This window comes from Streptomyces sp. ISL-10 (assembly GCF_018614575.1).
Classification (GTDB): domain Bacteria; phylum Actinomycetota; class Actinomycetes; order Streptomycetales; family Streptomycetaceae; genus Streptomyces.
Window position 1 is genome coordinate 170,760 of sequence record NZ_JAGGOJ010000015.1, and the last position, 25,095, is coordinate 195,854.

At 71.4% G+C, this 25,095-nt stretch carries 18 protein-coding genes; 1 reads left to right on the top strand and 17 read right to left on the bottom strand.

Annotation, left to right across the window (positions count from 1 at the left end; translation table 11 throughout):
- Nucleotides 1-22 precede the first annotated feature (22 nt).
- From J7E88_RS19585 to J7E88_RS19665, 17 genes are all read right to left on the bottom strand, one after another.
- Nucleotides 23-550, bottom strand: a complete 528-nt coding sequence (locus J7E88_RS19585; RefSeq protein ID WP_215182799.1) for a phage baseplate assembly protein V — start codon at nucleotides 548-550, stop codon at nucleotides 23-25.
- Between the two features lie 34 nt (nucleotides 551-584).
- Entirely contained in the window at nucleotides 585-1,724 is a 1,140-nt protein-coding gene (locus J7E88_RS19590) for a hypothetical protein (RefSeq protein WP_215182801.1), read from the bottom strand.
- The gene (locus J7E88_RS19595) at nucleotides 1,717-2,091 is read right to left on the bottom strand and encodes a hypothetical protein (RefSeq protein WP_215182803.1); all 375 of its coding nucleotides are present in this window, start codon (nucleotides 2,089-2,091) and stop codon (nucleotides 1,717-1,719) included. Before J7E88_RS19595 ends, J7E88_RS19590 begins: the two co-directional genes overlap by 8 nt.
- A gap of 5 nt (nucleotides 2,092-2,096) precedes the next feature.
- On the bottom strand, nucleotides 2,097-2,783 hold the full coding sequence (locus J7E88_RS19600; RefSeq protein ID WP_215182805.1) for a hypothetical protein: 687 nt from the start codon (nucleotides 2,781-2,783) through the stop codon (nucleotides 2,097-2,099).
- Nucleotides 2,780-3,301 (bottom strand): hypothetical protein, encoded by a 522-nt coding sequence (locus J7E88_RS19605; protein WP_215182807.1) that lies wholly within the window; start codon nucleotides 3,299-3,301, stop codon nucleotides 2,780-2,782. Before J7E88_RS19605 ends, J7E88_RS19600 begins: the two co-directional genes overlap by 4 nt.
- Nucleotides 3,302-3,460: 159 nt before the next feature.
- Complete coding sequence (locus J7E88_RS19610) at nucleotides 3,461-10,006, bottom strand: DUF4157 domain-containing protein (protein WP_215182809.1); 6,546 nt, start codon at nucleotides 10,004-10,006, stop codon at nucleotides 3,461-3,463.
- Complete coding sequence (locus tag J7E88_RS19615) at nucleotides 10,003-10,299, bottom strand: hypothetical protein (RefSeq protein WP_215182811.1); 297 nt, start codon at nucleotides 10,297-10,299, stop codon at nucleotides 10,003-10,005. Before J7E88_RS19615 ends, J7E88_RS19610 begins: the two co-directional genes overlap by 4 nt.
- Nucleotides 10,290-12,704, bottom strand: a complete 2,415-nt coding sequence (locus J7E88_RS19620) for an AAA family ATPase (protein WP_251022878.1) — start codon at nucleotides 12,702-12,704, stop codon at nucleotides 10,290-10,292. Before J7E88_RS19620 ends, J7E88_RS19615 begins: the two co-directional genes overlap by 10 nt.
- A gap of 33 nt (nucleotides 12,705-12,737) precedes the next feature.
- Entirely contained in the window at nucleotides 12,738-13,598 is an 861-nt protein-coding gene (locus tag J7E88_RS19625; RefSeq protein WP_215182813.1) for a DUF4255 domain-containing protein, read from the bottom strand.
- A complete protein-coding gene (locus tag J7E88_RS19630) occupies nucleotides 13,595-14,317 on the bottom strand; it encodes a hypothetical protein (RefSeq protein ID WP_215182815.1) in 723 nt (240 codons plus the stop codon). Before J7E88_RS19630 ends, J7E88_RS19625 begins: the two co-directional genes overlap by 4 nt.
- A complete protein-coding gene (locus J7E88_RS19635) occupies nucleotides 14,310-15,047 on the bottom strand; it encodes a hypothetical protein (protein ID WP_215182817.1) in 738 nt (245 codons plus the stop codon). Before J7E88_RS19635 ends, J7E88_RS19630 begins: the two co-directional genes overlap by 8 nt.
- 25 nt (nucleotides 15,048-15,072) lie before the next feature.
- Nucleotides 15,073-15,597, bottom strand: a complete 525-nt coding sequence (locus tag J7E88_RS19640) for a phage tail protein (protein WP_215182818.1) — start codon at nucleotides 15,595-15,597, stop codon at nucleotides 15,073-15,075.
- A 36-nt stretch (nucleotides 15,598-15,633) separates the two neighbouring features.
- Nucleotides 15,634-17,484: a phage tail sheath C-terminal domain-containing protein gene (locus tag J7E88_RS19645; protein WP_215182820.1), complete on the bottom strand. Its 1,851-nt coding sequence runs from the start codon at nucleotides 17,482-17,484 to the stop codon at nucleotides 15,634-15,636.
- Nucleotides 17,485-18,786: 1,302 nt separating this feature from the next.
- Nucleotides 18,787-19,353 (bottom strand): transglycosylase SLT domain-containing protein, encoded by a 567-nt coding sequence (locus tag J7E88_RS19650; RefSeq protein WP_215182822.1) that lies wholly within the window; start codon nucleotides 19,351-19,353, stop codon nucleotides 18,787-18,789.
- A gap of 737 nt (nucleotides 19,354-20,090) precedes the next feature.
- On the bottom strand, nucleotides 20,091-20,876 hold the full coding sequence (gene nagB / locus J7E88_RS19655) for a glucosamine-6-phosphate deaminase (protein WP_215182824.1): 786 nt from the start codon (nucleotides 20,874-20,876) through the stop codon (nucleotides 20,091-20,093).
- Nucleotides 20,877-21,436: 560 nt separating this feature from the next.
- Complete coding sequence (locus J7E88_RS19660) at nucleotides 21,437-21,652, bottom strand: hypothetical protein (RefSeq protein ID WP_215182826.1); 216 nt, start codon at nucleotides 21,650-21,652, stop codon at nucleotides 21,437-21,439.
- Nucleotides 21,653-22,334: 682 nt separating this feature from the next.
- Nucleotides 22,335-22,721, bottom strand: a complete 387-nt coding sequence (locus tag J7E88_RS19665; protein ID WP_215182827.1) for a metalloregulator ArsR/SmtB family transcription factor — start codon at nucleotides 22,719-22,721, stop codon at nucleotides 22,335-22,337.
- Between the two features lie 121 nt (nucleotides 22,722-22,842).
- On the opposite strand from J7E88_RS19665, the gene J7E88_RS19670 reads away from it, so the two are divergent.
- Nucleotides 22,843-24,816 carry a heavy metal translocating P-type ATPase gene (locus tag J7E88_RS19670; RefSeq protein WP_215182829.1) on the top strand — a complete coding sequence of 658 codons (1,974 nt, stop codon included), beginning with the start codon at nucleotides 22,843-22,845 and terminating at the stop codon, nucleotides 24,814-24,816.
- The last annotated feature ends 279 nt before the right edge of the window (nucleotides 24,817-25,095 follow it).

Consider the following 25,095-nt stretch of genomic DNA (forward strand, 5'->3'; position numbering starts at 1 on the left):
GACTTCTCTCCCCGTTGTGTGGTCACTGCTTGCCCGGCACGATCAGCCGGCCGTCGTTGATGTCGACCTCGGCGCCGTCCAGCACGATCGACGCGCCCCGGCCGTTGGCGATGGTCACGCCCTTCTCGTCGATCTGGATGTACGCACCGCTCGCGGCCTCCAGCCGAATCCCGTTGCCCCCCGGCACGTCACCCATCACGAACTTGTGCCGGTCGGAGGTCTGGATCACCACGTTCTGGTGCGCGGGCCCGCCCGTGAGCGCGTCCGGCGGCAGTTCGGAGCGGTCCCCGTACCAGCACCCCGTCCAGATCGGGTAGCTCGGATCGCCCTGCTCGAACTCCACCCACACACCCGCCCCTTCGGCGGGGACGACGTACTGCCCCGACCCGCGGCCGGTGAACGGAAGGCAGGGCAGCGCCCAGGTGGACGTCTCGTCACCGAGCACATCCGGCACCTTGACCGTGACCCGGCCGATCTTCAGCGGGTCGTCGTTGCTCACCACCCGCCCCCGGAACTTGCCGAGGAACCGGTTGTTCCCTCCTGCTGCCATGCGACGTTTCCCTGAACCTTTCCTGAGGCCTTCCTCAAGGCCGAACGGTGCTGCTCCGGGCGATCAGCCCCTCGCGCGAGAGCGTGAAGTTCTGCTGGTACGAGCCGGGCCTGATGTTGTGCGTGACGGACTTGACGTAGTAGTCGCCGTCGTACGTCACCCCGGCCCCGCGCACCCCGACCAGCTCGCGCGGCCGCAGGATGTACCCGTGCCGGTTGACGTCGAGCGAACCGGCCCCGGAGATGGCGTCGGCGGACAGCGCGGCCCGCGCCAGCAGCTCCGCCTGCGCCTGCTCGGACTCCTTCTTCGCCGTGCCCGACAGCGTCCGGCGCTTCAGCGCCGGCGTCGCACGCCGCCCCAGCGGCGGGCGCAGTGGACCGATGTCGGGCTGCGGCAGCAGCACCGTGTCGCGGGTCGCCGGATTCTGCACGCGGGCCTGTGGCTCCTCCCGCGCGGTCCCGTCGTACGCGAAGGTGAGCTGGTCCACGGTCGAGTTGACGTCCATGTTCACGTTGAGCGCGTGCTGACGGTCCCCGATCCGGATCTCCGGCCCCCACACCGCGGTGGAGTGACCGGGCCGCGGACCCGGCTCCAGGAAGAAGACGTAACCGTTGGCCCGGGCCAGTTCGTTGATGTAGCTCAGGTCGGTGCCCGTCTGGCACTCGACGCGGAGCTGCTCGCGCGGCGGCTGCTCGATCTTCTCCTGGAAGACGCGCGGTTCGATCCCGTAGTCGGTGTACCTGGCGAGGATCCGGCCGACCCGCTGTGACGGCCGCAGATTCGGATAGCGGTCGGTGCGCTCCTCCAGATCCATCAGGATCGTCAGGTCCTCACCCGTCACGGTCAGCGTCGAATGCCCCGGCTCGTTGCTGGCACCGACCTCCTGGCGCACGACGAGCCCGTCCAGCAGCACCTGCGCCGTCCCCTTCACGCTCACGGAGAGGATCACCCGGGTCTTCGGATCGAAGAACCCCTCGGGCAGCAGCCGCTGCGAGAGCGCGCCCCGCTTGGTGAGGTCGAACGCCAGCTGGAATCCGCTGCGTTCACCCGCGGTCGCCGTGATCTGCGCCGAGAGCAGCGCCTCGGTGACCTCCGGCGGCACGGGCCGGGTCAGCCGCGGCCCCGTCTGCAGGGTGATGTGGATGGGCCCCCGCCCGACGGACTCGTCAGGCATAGGGAGCCCCCGAGGCGGGGAACCCACCGGCGTGCGGGATACGGATCGTGCGCCCGGCCTCGTCGGTCAGCTCCGCCGGGTCCAGCACCGGGTTGGCGTCCGCGATCTGCCACCACTGGCCGGGGTCGCCGAAGTACCGCTGGGCGAGCAGATCGGGACGGTCCCCGCTGCTGACGGTGTGCGGTGCGGACTCGTCCCCGTCCTGGGCGAGCGGGGGCAGCAACCTCCGCTTGGTGTACCGCACTTCCCTGCCGTCCTCCCCGCGGTGCACCCCGATCTCCGCGTCGTGGTACCGGCTCGACCGGGGGTAGGGGTGGGCGCCGGGTATCGCGTCCAGGGCGCTCTCGTACGGCTCGATGTCTGCCATGTCCGTCAGCTCCTCCCGACGACGCCGGTGCGCCCGGCCAGCCCCAGCGCGGCGAGCCCGCCGCTGCGCGCGGCCCTGGCGAGCCGCTCCTTCTGCGCGAGATGCGCCATGTACAGATCCGCCCCGCGGTGCCCGGCCGGCAGATCGCTGACGCTCAGCACCTTCATGCCGATGCTCAGCGCGGCCCGGATCGGATTCAGGTTCACGTCGAACGCGGACTCGTTGATGGACAGTTCGGTGAGCCGCACGGGCATGACGCGCTTGCTGCCCCAGGTGAAGAGGGTGAGCGGCATCTCGATCGGACTGATCTCGATGGTCCCCTTCTTCGTCAGCCGGGAGGCCTCCTGCAACTGCGCGGTCGTCGGATGCACGAGCATCTCGAGCGTCGCGAGCTCGGGATGGATCCCGTCGGGAGCGGCGACCTCGAACTGATCGGTGGCGTCGATCTCGGCGGTGAACTTCCATGTCTCCTGCGCGGGCCCCTTGAGCCGCAGAGCCTCGTTCCTGTCCCCGGACCCACTGCCCCCACCCCCGGCATCACCGGCCCCTCCGGCGGCCTGCGGCGAGAGACTGCGCTCCAGGGTGTCGGGGTTGAACTGGAGGACGATGATGCGCTGGGGGGTCCCGCGGTCGGGGTCGACGACGACGATGCCGGAGCGGATGGGCTTGGGGATGTCGGGGTAGCGGGTCACAGGCGGGCCTCCAGGCGGGCGTGCAGGTCGCTGTAGTCGTGGCCCGGGAACATGTCGGCAAGCGACTCCAGTGAGATCCGCAGCTGGCGCACGATGGCGTTGAATTCCCTGTGGCCCATGTCCGTGCCCGTGAACAGGTATTGCCATCCCGGAATGCCCTTGGTGACGAGCAGGGTCTCCAGGTAGGCCTTGAAGTCGAGATCGAGCAGTTCCAGCCTGCGGTGGTTCGTGTCGTAGAACCACATTTCTCGGCTTTCGGCGTACGGAGGGACGCGCAGTGCCGTGAGACGCCCGGAACCAGGGGCCTCCTCCAACGTCTTGAGCTCCTCCATCACGAGCTGCTCCTCCTGCGGCAGGCGTGGGTCCACGTAGGGGATGTAATTGCCCGCCAGGCAAGTCCGGAGATCCTTCAGGAAGAACTCCCCGTAAAGATAGTGGTCGTCCGTGCGCCAGGAGACGTGGATGTGATCGGTGGCGAGCAGGTAGTCGCCGACGTCGTCGAGGGCTGCGTTTCCCATGGCAGAGCGAATCGCTTCGGCCTCCCCGGGTGCGAGGTCACGGGCGTCACCCTGTCCGATTTCGCAGGTGTCCACGACCAGATCTGTGGCGGACCGGATTTCGTCGGTGGCCTCGCGTGCACGAGCTTGGAATCCCCTGGTCATTACTGCCTTCCTGGACTACTTGAGCCAGTCGATCTTGTCGGCTCGGTCGAGCTCTTTCAGTTTTGAAATGACGCGGTAGATATCCCTCATCGAACCCCTAGGCATCTTGCTCCTCCGTGCCTCCAGGTACCGTCGCACATCGGAAACCGCGCGATACGGGGGATGAGTGTCCTCTACGGTGCGCCTGTACCTCACGGTGGTCCGGTTGAGGCCGTCACTGTCCTTTCCGGCGATGTAACGGGGGATCTGGAGCGAGAAGGGGCCGCCCGGTCCGCCGAGGTGCTGCCAGATCGTCATGGCGCCGGCGGAGTTGATGAGCAGCTTCGTGTGCTCGTCCGGGGAGGGAAGCGGAATATTGCGGATGGGGAAGCTCTGCTTCATCGGCTTGGGCTTCCAGTCACCCCTGTTCTTTCCGGTTCCTCCGGTTTTTTCATAGCCGCCGTAGCTGGAGGTGATGTCCTTGGGGAATCCCCTGAGAACGGTCCCGTTGCCGTCCTTCTGCAACGGGTGGAAAACCACGTGGGACTTGTACCAGATCATGGTTTCTTTGTCCGGTACGGCGTCGTACGCGATTCTCTCCAGACTTCGGCTCATCAGTGAGTTCACCGAGGGGCCGCGGGCCGGGACGAGGTTGCTGTTCGAAGCCATTCCGCCGAGCGCGGCCGGAAGAAGGTGCATACGCACCCAGGCAGCGTCTTTGGACAGGCCGTTGGACGTCACGTAGTCCCAGCCGGGTGGGTTGCTGTGGGAGCCGGGCTCCGAGCCGCTGTCCTTCACGCTGCGGCTCAGGAAACCCGCCTCTATGGAACTAGGCGGACCACTGTTGAACGGTGGGAACTTGGGCTTGGGCAGCCCGTCCTTCCGTAGTTCCTCGAGCCGGACCTCAGGGCGCCTCAGATGGAGGTCTCGTGTCCGCCTCGCTCGCACCGGGACCGACGACGGGTTCAGCGTTGCAACGACACGTACGTCGGGGTCGCCCAGGGCACGGAGACTCGTTAGCCGGTACCAGCTCCTCATGGCTGCCAGCAGTGGCTGGAAGTCCGATTCCCACATCCCCTCATCGAGTTTCGGCAGGAGTCTGGCACGGATGCGAGCTGTGATGAACGCCAGCCTGTCGTCCTTGGCGTCCGGAGAATTCTCGTTCTTCTTCTGGTTCTCCTTGCCCTTCGGGTCCTTCGGCCTGCCGGGCCTGTCGCCGTTCCGGCCCGGCTTGGGCTTGTAGCCGCCGCCCTCCTTCGGCTTTGTCGGCTTTGCCGGACCGTCCTTGTCGGTCTTCGGCTTCGTCGGGTCGGTGGCCTTCGGCTTCGCCGGGTCGGTGCCCTTGGGCTTCGTCGGATCCGTGTCCTTCGGGGGCGTCGGGGTCTTGTCCGTGGGCTTCGGCTGGGGCGTGGAGTCCTGGTCGTTCTTCGGGCCGGCCGGAGTGTCGTCCTTCGGCTTGGGCGTCGTGTCCGTGTCGGTCTTCGGCTTCGGCTGGGGTGCCGGCGTCGGCGTCGGCGTCGGCTTCGGCTTGGCGGGTGGGGCCGGGCGGGTGTCCGGCTTCGTTCCGTCCTTGTCCGCCGGCTTGCCCGGGCCGGCCGGACTCTTGCCGTCCGTCGGCGTCTTCTGCGTGGTGGGTCCGGGCTTGGCGGGCGCAGGCGTGCTCTTCCCGGGGCCGGGTGCCGGGGAGTTCTTCGGCGCGGTGGTGGTGCCCGGCTTCGTGGTCGGGCGGGGGGACGGCGTCGTCGGGCGCGGCCCGGGGGTGGTGGTCGGGCGCGGCGACGGGGTCGTCGGGCGGGTCGGCGCAGCGGGCGCAGGCTGGTTCTCCTTGCCCGGGCCACCCTTGTCGCCGGGCGCGACCGGCGGCGCGGCCGGGCCCTTGTCCGGGCCCTTGTCCTTGCCGAGGTTCGCCGCCACGTTCTTCAGTCGACGCCCCACCTTCGCCACGTACTTGCCGATGCCGCTCAGCAGCGCCTCGTAGGCGAGTTCGAGCAGCGCCACGATGCCCGCGGCGACCGCCTTCGCGAAGAGCACGCCCGCGCCGCCCTGGCGGACGGCCTTCAGCCAGGTGATGACCGCGCCGATCGCGCGGAGGATCTCGCCGAGCGCTCCGATGGCGACGCGAATGGCGTCGATGACGGCCATCGCCCAGCCCGCACCGGGGATCAGCTTGGCGATGACCTTGGTGATCACGATCTCGCCGATGATGAAGGGGAGTTGGGGGACAATCGCGTCCCATGTCTCCTTGACGATCTGCTCCAGGGTGATGCCACCCTTGATCAGTTTGTCCAGGATGGCCTTCGGGACGCCGATGATCTCCTCGATCTTCGACTGGAACCATGACTTGACGGCCGCCTGGACCTCCCGGAACAGGTGGTTCTTCGCCCCGTCCACCGCGGAGTTCTTCGCGCCGCTCAGCCAGCCGCCCGGGTCGGAGAGGAAGTCGACGGCGATGAGCATGAAGTCGCCGAGCGCGCTCAGCAGTTTGGCGGCGAAGTCCAGGACCGACTTGATCGCGTCCACGACGGCCTTGAGCACGTCCTGCAACATCTTCTTCAGGATGTCCAGGATGCTGCTCAGCAGCTTGCCAATGGCGTCCAGCAGATCGCTGATGATCTGCTTCAGCATGTTCGCGAGCTTGTTCACCAGCGCGATCGCGGCCGCGATCAGCGAAGTGATCAGCTTTCGGATGCGGTTGGCCAGCTCGATGACGGCCCGCACCATCGCCTTCGCGAAGTCGATCAGATCGTTGATCAGGTTCTTGATCGTGTCGACGATGAACTTCCGGGCCTCGTTGATCCAGCGCTCGACCGTCTGCTTGAAGTTCCGGATGAATCCGATCACCGCGTCACGCGCCGCCCGGATGACCCGGACGATCGCGTCCTTGATCTCGATGACCTTCTGCTTGATCCAGTCGAAGGCCTTCGTGATCCAGTTACCGGACTCGTTGACGCTGTCGTCGCGCTTCTTCTCCGCGTCCTGTTCGGCCTTGGTGTTCTCGTCCTTGATCTTCTTGTCGCCGTCCTCCTTCTCCTTGGTGACGTCCTTGTCGGTCTTCTCTTCCCTGTCCTTGACGTCCTTGCGGACCTTCTCGTGCCGCTCCGTCTTCTTCGTGCCGAGCTTCTTCAGCTCTCCGTCCTGCTCCGTACGCCAGTCGGCGCGCTGGGCGGTGACGTCGCTCATCGCCTTCTCGCGCTCGCCCGCCTGGCTCTCGGTGTTGGTCGCGATCTCGGCGTCGACCTTCTGCCTGTGCTTCGCTTGCGAGTCGCGGAAGTCCCTGTCCTTGGTCTGCCGGCCTTCGGACATGCCCTTCTGGCCGTCGCTGAACGCGGCCTGGAACTGCGGCCCCCGTTCGTGCTCGGCCACCTCGGACGCCGCTTCAGGCGGTACGACTCCGGTCTGCGCCCCGCCCGCCGGTGCGCCGCCGCCCTTGCCGCCCTGACCGCCGGGGACCTTGGCCTGCATCTGCTCCTTCGGAGCATTGGGGTAGACCTGGTTCTCACCCATGGCGCGACCGGAGTCGTCCCGGGCCGTCGTGACGGCCTCCTGGCCCTTGGTGTCCACGGCGGCGCCCTGCTCGCCGGCCGTCTGCTCGGCCGCGCCCTGCATCTCCACGCCCGGCGCGTTGCCCGCCTGGGCCTGCTTCAGCGCCTCGTCCTTGGTCGGCAGCCCGGCGAACTTGGCCGCCAGCTCCTGTGCGTCGACCTCGAATCCGACCCAACTGAGCACCTTGCCGATGCCGAAGCCGAGGGCCATCTTGAAGGTGTCCCAGCCGCCGGGCTCCTCCGCCTTCTCCGCCTCGATCTGCCCTTCGGGCTCCTTGGCGCCCTTGACCTCGGCGTTTTCCTGCTCGGGTGCTTCCGACTTCTGCGGCGCGTCCTGGGAGTACTGCGCCGGTGCATCGGCCTGCGGCTTGCCTTCGAGGGTCTGTGGAGCGCCCGCCGGGCGTTGCATCGAGGGCGGCGCGGCCGCGAGGGCCTTGTGCTCGTCGCCGACCGTGCGGTCCACCGAGCCGCTCACGCCGCCCATGGCCTCAAGCGCCTTGTGCGGCTTGAGCTTCGCGGCAGTGGTCAGGCCCGCCTCGGGGGCGACACCGGAGAGGTTCGGGGTGGGTGCCGAGTCCTTCCTGCCCTTGCCGCGTGCGGCCGGCTTGCCGCCTCCTCCGCCTCCGCCGCGCGGTCCCTTGGGGGCCGGCGCCGCCTTGGGCGACGCTGCGGCCCTGGGCGCGCGTTCCTCCTTCGCCCCGGGTGCGCTCTTCGGCGCGGGCGCGGGCGCTGGGGCAGGGGCCGGAGCCTCGGGAGCCTTCACGGGCGCAGGGGCCGCGGGAGCGGCCTCCTTCGGCGCCGGGGGTTCCGTCCCGGAACTCTGCTCCCCGGCGGCCGCGTTGCCGCTCGCGCCGCCGGACGAATCCGCGGAGGACCCGCCGGAGACGTGACTGTCCTGGGCCGCCGATGGGGTCTTCGCGTCCGCCGTCGGCTCGTTCCTTCCGCCCGGAGCCGCTTCCGCCCTCTTCTGCTCATCCTTCGCCGCCGGCTCCGGCGCCGCCGCCTTGCCGCCCCCTGCCTGCTGCGAGGACTTCTCCTGCGCGGCCACCGACTTGTCGCCGGCCGCAGGGGTGCCCTTCTCCTCCTTGGCCGCCGCTTCCTTGCTGTCGCTGCCGCCCTCGGACTTGCCGGGCGCCTCCTGCACCGCGGTCTGTGCGGCGACAGGTCCGGCCTTCGGGTCCGAGCCGCTCTTGGGGTCCCTCGACGCCGAGCCCGGCGCGGGTGGCGGCGCGGCGGCCCTCTCCAGACCGATGCCGTCCAGCTCCCCGCCGTCCGCAGTACCCGGCTCGTCCTCGGCCGCAGGCTCCGTGCCGGCGTCCGCGTCCGCGTCGCCTTCCTCCGCCTCGGCCGCCGCGTCCTCGGCATCCTCCGCGTCCCGCTCGGCCTGCACCTTGTCGGCCTTGGTCACCGGGGGAGCGGGGAACGACGGGGCCGCCGGAGCGGCGGACGAGGACGGGTCCTGCTGGTCGGCCGTCGGTACGCCGGACAAGTCGAGATCCTGCTCGGGAAGGAAGTCCTCCGGCTGGAGCCTGATGTCCCAGGCGCTCTTCTCCCCACCCCCGACCTCGACCTCCGACTCGCTGCCGGAAGTGAACGGGTCCTCTTCGGTCTTCTCCTCCGGTCCGTCGAGATCCTGGTTGCGTACGCCGTCGATTCTGCTGAACGGCCCCGGGTCCTGCGTGCCCTTGCCGGAAACCGTCGGCGAACCCGTGGGCTCGTCCTGCCCGGACCTGTCCTCGGGCTTCACTTGCTGACCCGCCACGAGCGCGTCGACCGCTCCCGGACGGTTCCTTGCCGCGGACTCCTCCTCGCTCGCGGCCGGGGTCTCCTGCTGCTCCGGGGCTTCCTTCTTCTCCTCGGCGCCTGCGGACTTCTTCTCACCGCCCTGCGGCCCGCCCTCGGACCTGCCGCCCTCGGACTTCCCGCCCGCAGCCGCGCCCCCCGCCGGCTCCTGCTGCGCTTCGGACTCCGGACCGCCGGCACCGGCACCACCACCAGAACCGCCCTGCTCCTGCTCGCCGCCGCGCGGAGCCTCGCCGCCCTGCGGAGTCGTCCCGTCCTCCTGCGTGCCGCCGTTCTGCGGCGTACTGCCCGCGGCACCGTCCGGGCCGGACTGCTCCTTCTCCGGGCCCGGCGCGACCGGCGGCCTGTCCGCCTCCTCCTGCCGCTCGCCGGCCGTCTGCTGCGCGTTCTCTCGTTCGAACGACAGCTCCTCGAACAGATCGGATTCGACGGCCGGTGCGTCGAGCGAACTCTGCTCCAGCTCGTTGTCGGTCTCCTCGTCGATCTCGATCTCGTCGACGAGATCGAGCACCCGCTCGTGCTCCGAGCTGAGCAGCCTGGTCTCCAGGCGGCCCAGCACGGCGTCCTGCAACTCGTCGGGCAGTCGCGCCAGTTGCATACGGGTCCGCTTGGACCGGTCCTCCGGGTCGCCGCGCAGCGAGCGCACCACCGAGTTCGCCAGGCGGTCCACGAGAGTCGCCGGGTCGATCTGCTCGAGCCTGCTGCGGTCGGCGTCCACCGTGGTGTACCGCAGCCACCCGGGCGTGGCCTGCCCCTCCGCCACGGTCGCGGCCGGCCCGCCCTCCCGTACGGAGTCCTGCGCCGCGGACTCCGCCTCACGTTCCATCGCCTGCTGCGGCAGGCTCACCGCACCCACGTCGCGTCCGGCGCGGAGCGCGCCGAGTCCGTGCGGGTTCTGCACCGTGTGCAGCAGTTCGTGGGCGAGCAGCCGCTGCCCGTCCGCCGTGCCCGGGCGGTACGCGCCCTCGCGGAAGAAGATGTCCTGGCCGACCGCGACGGCGTCCGCGCCGAGCATCTCGGTCAGGGCGCCCGCGTCCCGGTCGGTGTGCAGGCGCACCCGGCCGAAGTCGTGCCCGAGCCGTTCCTCCAGCTCGCGCCGTACGCTCACGTCGAGCGGCTGCCCCGCACCGCTGACGATGTTCTTCGGCTCGGGCGCATGCGAGGCCGACCGGTCCTTGCGCTTGCGGCGCTTGCCCGACTGGTCGGACCGCGACTCCTGCGAGTGGGAGGTGCTCATCGCTTCACCTCACCCCGCCCCGCCAGGCCCGCGTGCACCGCGCGCGCCAGCTCCTGGCCCAGTCGGCGGGCCGAAGTGGTCGCGGGCAGCGGCGGCAGGCCCGCCAGGCCGTCCCAAGCACGGCCACCGTCCGCGGCGATCGGTACGCCGCGCTCCCGCACCAGCCGGGCCAGCTCGGCCTGGAACGCCGCCGACACCCGCTCCGGGTCCACGCTCCGGCCGAAGCCGTCGAGCACCAGCTCACCGATGTCCACCCGCACCGCCGACTCGCGCGGTGCCTCGTTCAGACCCATCCGTGGACCTCCGAGGGTGTCAAGGAGCGGTCCAGCTTGAGATATTCGGTGCGCGCGGCCTCCAGCATGTGCCGCATCTGCAGCCGGTCGCCCTCCTCGGCGGCGAGGAACGCACCCGACAGCGCGATGTTGCGGATGGAGCCGCCCGCGACGGTCAGCCGGGCCAGCAGCTGCGGGTCGACGCCCTTCATCGGGGCACGCGCCGGCAGGACGCGCCGCCAGATCTCGGCGCGCTCGCTCTCGCCCGGGAAGGGGAAGTCGACGACGAAGCGGATACGGCGCATGAAGGCCGTGTCCAGCGCCTGCTTCATGTTCGTCGTCAGGATCGCGAGCCCGCGGTACGCCTCCATCCGCATGAGCAGGTAACTCACCTCGAGGTTGGCGTACCGGTCGTGGCTGTCCTTGACCTCGCTCCGCTTGCCGAAGAGGGCGTCGGCCTCGTCGAACAGCAGCAGCGCGCCCCCGCGTTCGGCAGCGTCGAACACCCTGCGCAGGTTCTTCTCCGTCTCACCGATGTACTTGCTGACCACCTGGGACAGATCGATGATGAACAGGTCCAGGCCGAGTTCCTTCGCCATCACCTCGGCGGCGAGCGTCTTTCCCGTGCCGGAGCCGCCGGCGAACAGGGCCGTGACACCGAGCCCGCGGCGCAGCGTGTCGGCGAAGCCCCATTCCTGATAGACGGTGGGCCGCCTGCGCACATGCGCCACGATCTCGCGCAGTACCTTCAACTGCCGCTCCGCCAGGACCAGATCGTCCCAGCCGGCCTGCGGCTCGATCCGCCGCCCGAGCTCGTCCATGGCCATCCGGGCCTCGGCCAGCCCGGCGCGCCAGGCGAGGTCCGTCGCGTGAAGGTCGTCCTCGCCGGGCAGATCGCGGGCCACGGCCGCGCCGGCGGACCGTACGAGGTGCGGGGGCAGCGAGAACTGGGCGGACAGATGGCGCAGATCGTCCTGCGACACCTCGGGCACTGCGGCGAACGCGTCGGCCCACACGCCGAGTTGCTCGTCCGCCTCCAGCGGGGGAACGATGACGCGCTCGCCCCGCGCACGCGCCGTGCGGCGGGGCTCGGGCCCCGCGACGACGAGCGGTACGGCCGCGCTCTCGATGAACGCGTCGGCGGCCGCGGCCTGGTCCCGGTCCATGTCACCCACCTCGACCAGCAGCGCGGCGGGCAGCAGGACCGCCTCGCGCTGCCACAGCCGGGCGAGCCTGTCGCGCTCGGCCGCGCCGGTGGGGATGTCCTCCGCGGCCATCTCGTACAGGCCGAGGCCGCGGCGGCGCGCGGCCGCTGCGGCGATGTCCGCGCGGCTGCGCATGTCCCCGCCGACCAGTTCGACCCGCAGCGGCGCGCCCGCCCAGCCCGCCGCGACGCGTTCGGCCGCGAGGTCGTAGGAGGCGGGCAGCGAGTCCGGCGCGGCGGTGCGGCGCAGCAGCCCGTGCAGACGGGCGTCCAGGTAAGCGGAGCCGGCCAGGAAGTGCAGGATGCGCTCGTCGAGCCGGAGCCGGGAGGTGGTCAGCCGGGTCTCGTCGTCGAGTTCGACGATCCGCCAGCGCCGCAGGGGTGACACGGGGGTGAGCGCACTCCAGTGGGGTTCGCGGAGTGCGGCGAGGGCGAGGGCGAACGTGGGATGCGCCCGCTCCGGATCACCACAGGCGGCGGCACACCGTGCGCCGGTCGTGGGCTCCAGCTCGGCCGCCGCGGTCAGCAACACGATCTCGCGCTCGAACGGGCTGAGCCCGAAGCACGCGACAAGCGCGTCGAGCGCGGCGGGTGCGGGCGGGCCGGTGGCCGGTCGGGCGCCGCTCGGGACGGCAGGCACCGCCGCGCCAGGGCGTCCCTCGGGATCGCCGCCGCGGGCCCGGCCGGCGCTCTCCTCGTCGGCCCCGCGGTGGTCCTCGCCCTCGTGGCGGCGGGCCGCGGCCATGTCGGTGCTGTGGTGATCCGTGCCCTGGCCGTGGTCGAGCGCAGCGCCGTGCGCGCCACGGCGGCCCTCGGCCACCCTTCTGCGCCCGGCCCCGGCCGCGCCGGCGTCGTCAGCCGATGTACCGGCGCGTGCGGCCGGCTCTGCGGCGCCTTCGCCGCGCACATCGATGACCGACTCGTCGGCGTCGACGCCGTCGTGTGCGCCTGACCCGCGGCGGGCTTCACCGGCCCCGCGCCGCTCGTCGGCCCCGCCGCCGGCCGGACCCGCCTCCGGTTCAGCGCCGGTTGTGGGGGGCCTCGCACCCGCCCCGGCCGCGCCCGTGGCCGCAGCCGCGTCGGTCCCGTCCGGGACAGGCGTCGTCCCGCCCGCGGCCCTTCCGCGCTGCGCGCGGCCCGCGTGGGCGTCGATGCGGGCGAGGACCTCGTGGATCGCCGACGTCAGCGCGTGGGCCTCCCCGGCCCCCTCGTACGTACCCATGTCCTCACCCGCCCCCGTGGTCGGCACTCCGGCTCAGCTCTTTCCGCCCTGTTTCGGCACTTGCGGCCCGCCCTCTTTGCGCGCCCGATGCGCCGGAGCGGTCCGTTTCGCGGGCGCCGAGCGTGTGATCCGCTTGGCCGGCGCCTTCCGCTCCGTCGGCGCGGAAGAGGTGTCCGGCTCCGGAGCCGACGCAGCCGACGCATCCGCCCCGACCGGTTCGTCGGCCTCCGCGGTCGCCGCGGCACCGGCGGGCGAGCCCGCCCCCGGAGGCACCGGTGCGCCCGGCGCGCCGAACGGCAGGACCCGCACCGTGCGTTCCTCCACCGGCTTCGCCGGAGTCGGCCGCTCCCGGCCCTCCAACAGCACCAGCGACGCCTGGTACGCGACCGACAGCGAGTACGGCGTCTGGTGCAGCATCCCCCACAGCTTCGACGTCTCGTCGATGTCCATCACCGTCGGTGTGAAGCGCACCTTCTGCGGCGACTCGGCGAGGTCCGAGCCCGCCAGGTACGGCCGCTCCGCCGCGAGTTCGATCAACTCCCTGGGCAGCACGGGAATTTCGTGCAGCGTGCGGATCACACAGCCGATGAGCCGCTGGCCGACGAGCTCCGCCTCCTCCCCGTACGCGCTGATCAGATAGTGCAGATCCAGCGCCGCCACCGGGCGCTTGACCAGCGTGCCGTCCGAGGACCTGGCCGGCAGGTCGACGTTGCGCATCGAGGGGTTCGGCGTCACCTGGTACAGGAACACCGTGACGGTCGGTTCGCCCGGCGGCTCGTTCGGCGGCTTGCCGGTTTCCACCTTGACCGCGATGTCCATCTCCGGGCCGAGGTTGCTCTCGATGAGCAGGGCCAGCGCCTGGGTGACCGTCGCGACGGCGAGTGCGTTGCTCATGGTCGGTCCTTCCTCTCGCCGCGCGACAAATAGTCGTCAAGGGTCAGTACGGGCGCGGCCCTTCCACCGCGCCCGGCCGGCCGGCGGTCCGCCGCCTGCGGTGGTGGCGCCGCGCTGACCTCCAGCCGTCCGATCTGCACATGCACGACCCGTTCCGCCGGCTTCTGCGCGCGCCGGCCCACCGAGCCGAGCGCCGCGCCGCGCACCGCGGCCGCGTCGGACGGGCGGGGCGCGGGCGCCGCGGTCACCGCAGCGGGCGCGGGGGTGGCGGTGCGCGCCCTCTCGGCGGGCGCGGTAGCCCGCGACGGCGTGTCACGCGCGTCGTCCGCCGCGCGGTCCCGGCGCGCCGTACGCGGCGCCTGTGGTGCCGCGGGCCGTACCGGGGACGGCACGGGCGCGGCCGGCCGCAGCAGCGGCTCGCCGGCCGGCCGGTCCGGCGACCGCTCGCCCTCGGCCGCCCGTATCCGCTCCGTGCGCACCACCGTGCGGTTCTCCGTACGCATGTCGTGCTCGTGCCGCACCGTCGCCGCAGGAGCGGGCGGCGGCAGATGCGCCGACGGGATCAGGGACGCGGGCTCGTCGGGCTCCGGCGGCCCGTACCGCAGCGCCTCCACGCGCTCGAACGGACCGGGCAGCCGCGGCCGCACCCGGGTGGGCGCACCGGCCGCCCCGCCCACCGGCGTGTACCGGGCGAGCAGCCGGTCGAAGTAGTCAGGCATCTGCGCACAGCTCCAGGTAGTAACGACGCCGCAGCGGGCTGAGCGCCAGGATCTCCGGCTCGCTCCACCCGTAGGCGGAGGCGAGGAGATGGACATCGAGCATCAGGTCCCGTGCCCAGGTGTCGAGTTCGGTCCACAGATAGGAGGTGATGTCCAGCTCGGCCGAGGTGGCCTCGCCGCATTCGGGGCAGGCGACGTTGAGCGTGACGTCCGCCGTCGGATCGGCCTGCGCCGCCTTCTCGGCGATCAGCCCTTCCACGCGCTCCGGCAGCAGCGCGGCCAGTTCGCCCGGAGCGACCGGTTCACCGCCCCGCAGCGCCGCGACCGTGCAGACCGTCACCAGCGTGCGGCGGGCCTCGTCCGGGCGGGACGCCGTCGCTGCCGCCGCGAGGTCGGCGACGGTCGGCAGCCGGAAGTCGACCACCCAATCACCGTCAGCCACCCGCAGCGGCCCTTCGGGCGGCGTGCTCCTCTTGCCCAGCACGCCCGCGTCGAGATCGAACTCCATCGCCTCGCCGCATGCCCCGCACTCCACACGCACCTGCATGCGCTCGCCGAACAACGCCCGGCGCAGCGCGAACAGATCCGCCTCACGCTCTCCGACCGGCACCGCCAGCAGTTCGTCGGCCGTGGCCGCCGGGCGGACGGCCCGGTGCAGCAGCAGCGATCTGTCCGCTGCCCCCTGCGCCAGGCCGGCCTCCCAGACGGCCAGCAGCTCGGCGGGTCCCACTCCTGTCCCTCGGCGCGCCCGGCGGTCAGGCCGGGTGCGTGAAGGACGGTTCGACCGGCTCCGGCACCTCGTAGTCCCGCTCCCAGCCCTCGCATTCCAGCTTCACGCTCTGGATGGCGACGGCGTTGGCGTTCGCGTCGAGCTCGCCGAGGACCTGGTACTCGCTCACCCAGGCCCGGTACAGCTTGTGCGAGACGGCCACCTGCCCGGCCTCGTTGAGGACCTGGATGATGATGTCCTTGCGGAAGTCGCGCAACGACACCTCCGCGCCGAGACCCGCGCCGACCTGCCAGACCTTGTTGGCCCAGCGGTCGAACTCGGGGTCATGGGTGACACCGCGCTCCAGGGTCACCCCCTCGAACTCGGAGCGGCCCGGGGACTTGCGGGGCGAGCTGGGGTCGCCGCCGTGGCGGTGCTTGACCACCTCGGTGGTGCGCTTGAGCGGACTGATCTTGCTGATGCCCGCGACCGTTCGACCGTCCCACAGGACCAGGAACTTGAAATTCTTGTAGGGGTCAAAACGATGGGCGTTTACCTGGAACTCAGCCATCGGTTTCCTTTGCGTTCCTCTTCCTCGGGGCCGGGACTACGACAGGTCGAACTGGCCGGCGATCTGCTGAATCTTGACGATCACGAACTCCGCGGGCTTGACCGGAGCGATTCCGATCACGACATTCACCACGCCGCGCTCGATGTCGGCTTCGGTGGTGGTGTCCTTGTCGCATTTCACGAAGTACGCCTCGCGGGGCGTGCCGCCCTTGAACGCGCCCTGCCGGAACAGGTCGTTGAGATAGGCCGATGCCTTCAGGCGGATCTGCTGCCACAGCTGCTCGTCGTTCGGCTCGAAGACGACCCACTGCAGTCCGCGGTACAGGCTCTCCTCGATGTGGAGGGCGAGCCGGCGCACCGGCACGTACTTCCACTCGCTCTGCAGGGCGTCGGCGCCCGCGAGGGTCCGCGCACCCCACACCAGCGGCCCCACGACGGGGTAGGTGCGCAGGCAGTTGACGCCCAGCGGGTTCAGCAGGCCGTTGTCACGGTCCGTGAGCCGTACGGTCAGCGAGCGGACCCCGGCCAGGCGCGCCTCGGTGCCCGCGGGCGCCTTCCACACGCCGCGCTCGCCGTCCGTGCGGGCGATGACACCCGCGACGGCGCCGGAGGGCGGGAAGGCGCGCAGCCGGCCGGTGAGCGGGTCGGTCAGCTGCAGGTGCGGGAAGTACAGCCCCGCGTGGTCGCTGCGCACGCTGTCGAACGCACCGATCCCGGCGCGTGCCGCGTCGACGCTGCCCCAGGTGGAGGGCGAGTCGACGAGCAGGAAGATCCGCCGCTCCCGGCACAGTTGCTCGGCCGCCGAGACGACGGTGACCATGTCCTCGGTCGACTCGTACGCCGCCAGCTCGGGCAGCGCCAGCAGATTGACGTCGTCGACGTCGCGCAGCGCCTGCAGACCGGTCTTGTCCGCCTCGCTGCCGATCAGGTCGCGCGGGCCGGGGGCGTCGCCGTCCTTGCCGCCCTCGAGCGCGAAGACCGGCGGGTTGACGGAGGCCTCCAGGCCCAGGTCGTTGGCGCATTCCCCGACGAAGCGCACGACGTCGTCCGGGTCGAGGGACCCGGCGACGACCTGGAGCCGGCGTCCGAACGCGGTGACCTCGGCCCCTGCGTAAGCGTGCTTGCCCGGCGCGTCGGGCAGCGCCCGCAGCTTGCGTTCCAGCAGCAGGGCGAGCTCGGTGACGTCCGTGGGCGGCTCGCCGTCGCGGTCGGGCTCGTAGAGCGTGAACTCCCGCTCCACATCACCGATCTTGACCTTCAGCTCGACGTTCAGGTCGGGCAGCTCGGCGGCGAACGGCTTGGACACTGTGCCCGAGGGGTCCGGCCGGTCCTCGTCGAGTGCCTTCACGCGCACGAGTGAGGATCCGGCGTTCACGACCGTCTCGACGAAGCGGCCGTGCCCGGAGTGCATCGACAGACCGGTGAACGACTCGCGCGCGTCGCCGCGTGCGTCCAGGACATGCAGGTTGAAGGTCTTGTCGGGGGTGGGGGTGTCGTGGTCGACGGCCACCCGCAGGCCCGAGCCCCAGACGCCGGGCTCCTTCGCGTGCACCTCCAGCACCGGGCACTCGCTGCGCCCCTCCGTGGACTCGAGCGTGACGCAGGCCTCCTCGCCGGTGCCGGCCTTGGCCACGCGCACGACGACCGCGACCGTGCCGCCGTGGCCGAAGAACTGGTGCACCGCATAGCCGACAGCGCTCTGGGCGGTCAGACCGCCGAAGCGGCGCTCGAAGTCCGCGAAGCTGGTGATGCGGACCGGTTGGTTGAGCGGACCCCGGCGGGTGTGGCCCACGAATGCGATCACCGAAGTGGTGACCGAGGCGATGGTACGGACGCTGCTGGGAAGTTCTTCGATGTATACGCCGGGATAGCCCATGTGCGTCGGCATTCCCCCTCCATTCCCTTCGCGCACCAAGAGATGAGGAGAGGACGTGTAAGCACATGTCCGCGCATGCGGACGCAACGATCGAGCTCTTCACTTTCCCCCGCCACACACCCCGTGCGATATCGGTCTCGCAGGGCCATTCGCATGCGCATGCGTTTGTGGCTCCTGATGCATGAGTGCCTCTGCGAGTCTCGTTCGTCTCTCAAGTGCCGGTCAAGGGACCGATTCAGTCATCCGCCGGGAGGTATCGGTGAAGAGGCGGTCGGCTGATCGGTATGGTCAGCGCGATGTCGGTGGTGAGTTATGGAGACGAATTCACGTGGACTTCACATCGCTGCATCGGCCAGGGATTGAATCCGGCCGATCGGAGAACACTCCGGCGCGCCGCCTTGTGTCCCCGATGCAATGAATTGTGGCGGAATTCCGGGGAGTTGACTGCGGTACAGCTGCGGCCGGCCGGCGTGAGCGCCGCCGGGACCGGTCCCGGCGGGTCCGACGTCCTCTTCCCGCGTCTGGCCACTTCACGCCCAACTGTTCGGACGTGCCGCCGGGCCGGCGCCGCGGTGTACCGCCAGGCGGGAATGGGCGTGCCCCAGGCCGGAATGCGATCAACCCGGGTGCCCCGGTGAACTCCTGGTCATGCTCTGGGGGTTGCTTCCCGTCGACCGCTGTCGAGGCGGAGATCCGGGACGGACAACGTCACATTGGGGCGACGGGGTGTCCACGGGCGGGCGCGCTCCCTCCACGCCCGGGGCGGGACGCCGAGTTGTGAGGGCCGTCGTGAGTGCTCGTATGCAAGCGCGCGGACACGGTGTCGCCGTCGCGCAACACGATGGTGGGCACCAGGCGTGCGGCGGCGGCGCATCTCGACGACGAAGCGGGGCAGGCGTGTCCACGAACAACGTCCGCACAACACGTGCAAGCCGTGGACGGTTGCACACCGCAGGAGGTGCCATGTCCGGCCTGATGACACGAATCAAGCAGTTCGCCCGCAGCCCCCGGGGCCACAGGACGATCGGCGCAGCGCGCCGCGCCGCAGCCGACCCGCGGAGGCGGGCCCAGGCGCGCCGCGTGCTGAGCCGGTTCCGCGCACGGCGCTGAGGTCTTCTTCGGCCTGTTTCTCGCCGGCCGGCTGGACGAAGCCGTGCCCGCGGCACGACGCCTTCCGGGCGGCCCGGCAGCGGGAACGCTCGCTGCTGGATGCCCTCGCTGACCGGCGCTGTCCCGCGACGACGGCGCGGCCCCGCCCATGAGGGGCGGGGCCGCGAGGGCCGAACGGTTCGGAAGACGGCTCGGAAGGGTGGATCAGTAGGCGGAGTCGACGTTGTCGATCGAGCCGTACCTGTCGGCGGCGTAGTTCGCGGCCGCGGTGATGTTGGCCACCGGGTCGGTCAGATCGTTCGGGGTGCCGTCGACGTGGTAGGCGTCGAACGTCGGCTGGATGACCTGGAGAAGGCCCTTGGACGGCGTGCCGTTCTGCGCGTTGACGTCCCAGTTGTTCTGGGCGTTCGGGTTGCCGCTGGACTCCCGCATGATGTTGCGGTGCAGGCCTTCGTACGTGCCGGGGATGCCCTCGGACTTCATGATGTCGAGCGCTTCCTTGATCCAGCCGTCGAGGTTGTCGGCGTAGACCTTCTTCGCCTTCTTCGCCTTCTTGGGGTTGTCCTTCTTGGGGTTGTCCTTCTTCGCCGGCGAGACCCCGGCCGTCGCCACCGTGGCCTTCGACGTGCTCTCCGTGACCGGAGCGGCCTGCGCCGGCGAGGGGGCGAGGGTGAGCGCGATTGCTGCGGCGCCCGCCGTGGCCAGGCCGGTGACAGAGAACGTGCGGAAGCGGGCGGTACGGCTGGCGGTGTTCTGCATGGCGGCGGTCATACGGAAGGGACTCTCCAAACGGGGGACGTCATGGGGCGGCCGACCGTGGTCGCGATCGGCGGGAGGCGGAGAAGGTCTCCGCGTCGGGGCCGGAGCGGTCGACCGGGCGGGATGCGCCCGGTCCCGGTGCTCGCTCCCCGGAACGTCAGCCATGGTTAGGGGCGGTTCGAGCCCGGCGCAAGAATGTGACCTACTACCCCACTACAGAGCAATGCCGCAAAGAATCATGTGAGGGGTGTATGTCCGGCATGCCAGAGGTGTGGTTTCCCCTACCGCGCTTAGTAAGTGATGTGGGTCCTATGCCCGGCATCACAAAGGGGAAGGTGCTGCGGGGCAGGAGCGCTACTCGCAGTGGGCGGACGTCACAGCCGATGTCCCGGGAACAATCCGCGACTTACGAACGCGTCGGACTGAGCCGTGCCGGGAGCGACGTGAACGGCGTGGCGGCAGGCGATGTGACCGGCAGTGTTGTCAACGGCCTCGTGCGCCGGCTTGTGAAGCTGGTGGAGAACACGTCGCGGTTCTCGCCCGACTGCTCGCGTGATCGCCGGACAGGTCGAAGGGGGCTCATGCGGCAGCGTGCGCCCCGGACGCCGAACGCGCTGCCCCTGGTCAGGCGCGGGTGGACGCCGAGTTCCACGGCGGCCACGGAGACGGCGGGCGCGAGCACGCACCGCCGGCGACGCAGGCGGGGCGGGCCGGCCCGTCAGGCCGCGCCCGCCCCGCTTGGTACAGGTCTAGATGCCCTGCCAGTGCGGCTTCGCCGCGTACGTGGCGCGGAAGTAGGCGGCGAGCTTCAGGCTGGAGGCCGCCGCTTCGTCGACCACCACCGTGGCGTGTGGGTGGAGCTGGAGGGCCGAGGCGGGGACCAGGGCGGCCAGCGGGCCCTCGACCGCGAGCGCCACGGCGTCCGCCTTGGCCTCGCCGGTCGCCAGCAGCACCAGGTGGCGGGCCTCCAGGATGGTGCCGATGCCCTGAGTGATGACGTGGTGGGGGACCTGGTCGATGTCGCCGCCGAAGAACCGGGCGTTGTCGACACGGGTCTGCTGGGTGAGGGTCTTGATGCGCGTGCGCGAGGCGAGCGAGGAGCAGGGCTCGTTGAAGCCGATGTGGCCGTCCGTGCCGATGCCCAGGAGCTGGAGGTCTACGCCGCCCGCCTCCGCCAGTGCGCGGTCGTACGCGAGACAGGCCGCGGCCACGTCCTCGGCGGTGCCGTCGGGCCCCATGAAGGCCGCCTCGCTCAGGCCGAGCGGCTCGACGACCTCGCGCAGCACGACGGACCGGTACGACTCGGGGTGCCCGGCGGGCAGGCCGACGTACTCGTCGAGCTGGCAGATCCGGGCGCGGGAGGCGTCCACCTCCTTCGCCGAGACCTTGGCGGCGAGTGCTTCGTAGATCGGCAGCGGGGTCGACCCAGTCGCCACGCCGAGGAGGGCGTCGGGCTTGCGTCGCAGCAGGTCGGCCATGGCTTCGGCGATGAGTTCGCCAGCCGCGGCGGAGTCCGGAACGATGACAACTTCCACGAAGATCCCTGTCTCTGAAGCGCGCAGTGGTGTAGACCAATCTACCTGCCGGGAGGCGTCCTGTCTTCTGGTACGACCGCTTACGTGCCGGTAACCCGACGCCATGGTGCGCACGACGGGTGCGCGCGGGGACGCGGACGCGTCCAGGCGGGGCGCGCAACGCGACCTGAGCGACCTCCCGCGCCGCCTTCAGCGGCAGCCGCCAGCCGGTGTCCCGGCCCATGACGGGCGGCCGTGCCCAGGGCGGATGGCAGGCCACCGCACCGGCGCGGTGCAGCCAAGCGCCCGAAACCGGACGGCGGTTCGCGCACGGGCGACGGGACGCGAGGGGGTGAGTTGGTGGGTTCGCGTGGCGGACGACGGGCCTTGCGCGAAGGGCCGCTACACTGCCGGCGGCCACGGGCGCGCCAGGGGGGCGAGGAGCGGGAAGGACGACGGCCTCGGGCAGGGGCTACGGGCCTCGGGCAGGGCAAGGAGCTCAGGGAAGGGCGAAGAGCGGGAAGGCCACGGGGGCAGCCCGGGAAGGGCAAGGCACCCGCAGAGGCCCACGCCCCAAGACGTCAGAACAGCGGCAGCTGGCCCGGGAACTCCGGCACGACGCTGCCGTCCAGCGACGGCTGAAGCGCCGGGGCGACCGGCGCCTGGCGCCGCGACCCCGGGCAGGAGACCAGCTTCGTGTCCGAACGGCGACCGGCCGGATCATGGCGGGCGAACCGCCCCGCCACCACGGCGATCTCACGGCGGCACTCCGGACACAGCCGGCGGGGAGCTGACATGCGCCTCAGTCTGCCAGGGCCCTCCGACAACCCCGGCCGGCCGCGGCCCGCCCGGGACGATGGGCCGGTGACCCCGCTACCTCGCCGTACGCGAGGCGGCCTGATTCTTCAGCCGCCGGGCCGGGCGGGGGGGTCGGTCCCTCGCGCCCTGTGCGTCGGCTGCGCAGGGGGGTGAGGCCGGTGCCGTCGAAGGTGACACGGACCATGTGCGGGGTCAGCCGCCCGGACGGCGGTGACGCGGATATGACGGACCGGCAGGGGCTGGGGCATCGGATCTCCCGGACGAGGACGGTACGGATCGGGCTCACACCGTCGCGGCGGCTGCCGACACGCGGTGACACCCCCACCGCCACGGCCGAGGGCTGGGCAGCTGAAGTCGGGCCGTGGCACCGGCCGGAGCCGGACGATGGGCGAGGCGCACCGCCGCCTCCGCACGGTGGCGGCGCGGAATCGTGGTCAGCCGTCCCCGGCGCGACGCGGGCACCTGACAGCTCAGCGCAACTCAACGCACCGCGACGAGCCGGGCCGAGGCGACCGCGTTCCCGTCGTAGCCCCGTGCGCTCGGAGTACGCGCCGCCGCAGGTGATCAGCCGGATCTCCGCGTCCATGCCGTCCGCGTAGACCCGCCCCGCCGGGAAGTCTTCTGCCGGAACACCTCGACGGCGTAGACCGCGAACACCTGTCAGGCGCGCCCGGTGGTGTCCTCGGTGGCGACCGGCTCGGGCACGTCGCGTGTGCCCAGGCGCAGATGTTCGATGTGGTAGACGGCCTCGTCCAGGAGCTGGGCGACATGCGTGTCGTAGAGGCTGTACTCGATCCGGCGGCCCTGACGCGTCCCGGTGACCAGACCCAGGGTGCGCAGGAGACGCAACTGATGGGAGACCGCCGACTGTTCCATGTCGACCGCGTCCGCGAGCTCCGTCACTCCGCAGGGGCCCTGGCGCAGGCGCGTGAGGATCATCAACCGCGAAGGGGTGGCCAGGGCCTGGAGCGTGGCGGCGATCGTGGCCGCGGAGTCCGCGTCCAGGTGGGCGACCGGTGTGGTGCCGCTGCTGACTCCGTGTCCCATGCCGCACATCGTAGCCGTGCGACCAATCAAATGAATGAAGAGCTCTTCATGTGTTCCGCTATGGTGGTGGGGTCAGCCGAGACGGCTCCGCCCCGCGCGGACCCGGAGAAGAGGTGTCCCGATGCTTCCCCCGACCTCGCCGACCACCGCGCCCGTGCACACGCTGCGGCCGGCCCCGCCCGCCGCACCGCCGGGCCGGCCGCGCACCCGGCTGTTCGCCCTGGCCGAGGTCCGATGGGCCGCCCTGTCCGCGGTCGCGTTCCTGTGCGCGCTGCCGCTCGACCTCGCCGGCGCGCCCGCGTGGGCCTTTGGCCCGCTCTACGCCCTGTGCTACGCGGCCGGCGGCTGGGAACCGGGCCTCGCCGGCCTCCAGGCCCTGCGGGAGAAGACGCTCGACGTCGATCTGCTGATGGTGGTCGCCGCCATCGGCGCCGCGGTCATCGGGCAGTACCTCGACGGCGGTCTTCTCATCGTCATCTTCGCCACGTCCGGCGCGCTGGAGGCGCTCGCGACCCGGCGGACCGCCGACTCCGTCCGCGGACTGCTCGGCCTCGCCCCTGCCCGCGCCACACGCATGGCCGACGGCCGGCCCGACGAGTGGGACACGGTCGATGTCGCCGACCTGCGGGTCGGCGACACCGTGCTCGTACGGCCCGGCGAGCGGCTGCCCGCCGACGGTACGGTCATCGACGGCGCGAGCGAGGTCGACCAGGCCACCATCACCGGCGAACCCCTGCCCGTGGACCGCCACGCCGGCGACCCCGTCTTCGCGGGCACCCTCAACGGCACCGGCTCCCTGCGCATCCGCGTCGACACGGACCCCACCCGGTCCGTCATCGCCCGCATCGTCGCCATGGTCGAGGAGGCGAGCGCCACCAAGGCGCCCACCCAGCTGTTCATCGAGAAGGTCGAACAGCGCTACTCGACCGGGGTCGTGATCGCGACGCTCGCCCTGCTCGCCGTGCCGCTCGCCCTCGGCGCCGACTTCACCAGCACTCTGCTGCGCGCCATGACCTTCATGATCGTCGCTTCGCCGTGCGCCGTCGTCCTCGCCACCATGCCGCCGCTGCTCTCCGCCATCGCCAACGCCGGACGGCACGGAGTGCTCGTCAAGTCCGCAGTGGCGATGGAGCGTCTGGGCGAGATCGACCGGGCCGCGCTGGACAAGACCGGCACCCTGACGGAGGGTGCGCCGCGCGTCGCCGAGGTGCGCGTGCTGCCGGATGTCCGCCTCACCGACGAGCGTGTGCTCGTGCTGGCCGCCGCGGCCGAGGTCCCGAGCGAGCATCCGCTCGGGCGCGCCGTCGTCGCGGCCGCCCGCGAACGGGGCCTGCGGCTGCCCGCTGCGCGGGAGTTCGACTCCGCTCCCGGGCGCGGCGTCTCGGCGAACATCGACGGCACCAAGGTGCGGGTGGGCAGCCCCACCGCCCTGCTCGCCGAGGAGTGCCCTGCGGTCGCCGCGGTGGAGGCCGAGGGCCTAACCGCCGTCGTCGTCGAGGCCGACGGCGCGCTGGTGGCTGTGCTCGCCGTCGCCGACCGGCTCCGGTCCGGAGCGCCGCAGGCGATCGCCGCGCTCACCCGCCTCACGGGCCGCACGCCGACGCTGCTGACCGGCGACAACGCCCGCGCGGCCGACCGCGTCGCGGCCGAGGCGGGCATCGAGGACGTACGGGGCGGACTGCTGCCCGAGGACAAGGTCGCTGCCGTGCACGAGTGGCAGGCGGCGGGGGAGAAGGTGCTGATCGTCGGCGACGGCGTGAACGACGCCCCCGCCCTGGCCGCCGCCCACACTGGCATCGCGATGGGCCGCGCAGGCTCCGACCTGGCCCTGGAGAGCGCGGACGCGGTGGTCGTACGGGACGAACTGGCCGCCGTCCCGGCCGTCGTGGCGCTCTCGCGGCGCGCCCGCCGACTGGTGGTGCAGAACCTGGCTATCGCGTCGGTCTGCATCGGCGTGCTGGTGGTGTGGGACCTGGCGGGTCATCTCCCCCTGCCGCTGGGCGTGGCGGGCCACGAGGGCTCCACGGTCCTGGTCGCCCTCAACGGCTTGCGCCTGCTGCGGGAGTCGTCCTGGAGGGATGCGACCGGAGCGTGACGCGGGCCGCGCGGTGCGGGTGCCTGCCGCCGGCGATCGGCGAGGGGCCGACCGCCCCGGGACCCCGGTCGACCGGCCCGTCGGTCAGGCCCGGTGCCTTGAGGCCCCACGGGTGGGGGCGCAGGCTGGTGACGCTGGTGGGCGGCCTGGCCCCGTACCCCGGTGCACCGCTCGTCGGTCCCGGCGGCCCGGCAGGACGGCGGCTTGGTCCGGCGGGGCGCTGGCCCGTTGGGTGGCGGGTGGCGGGTGGCGGGTGGCCTGGTCTGGTCTGGTCTGGTC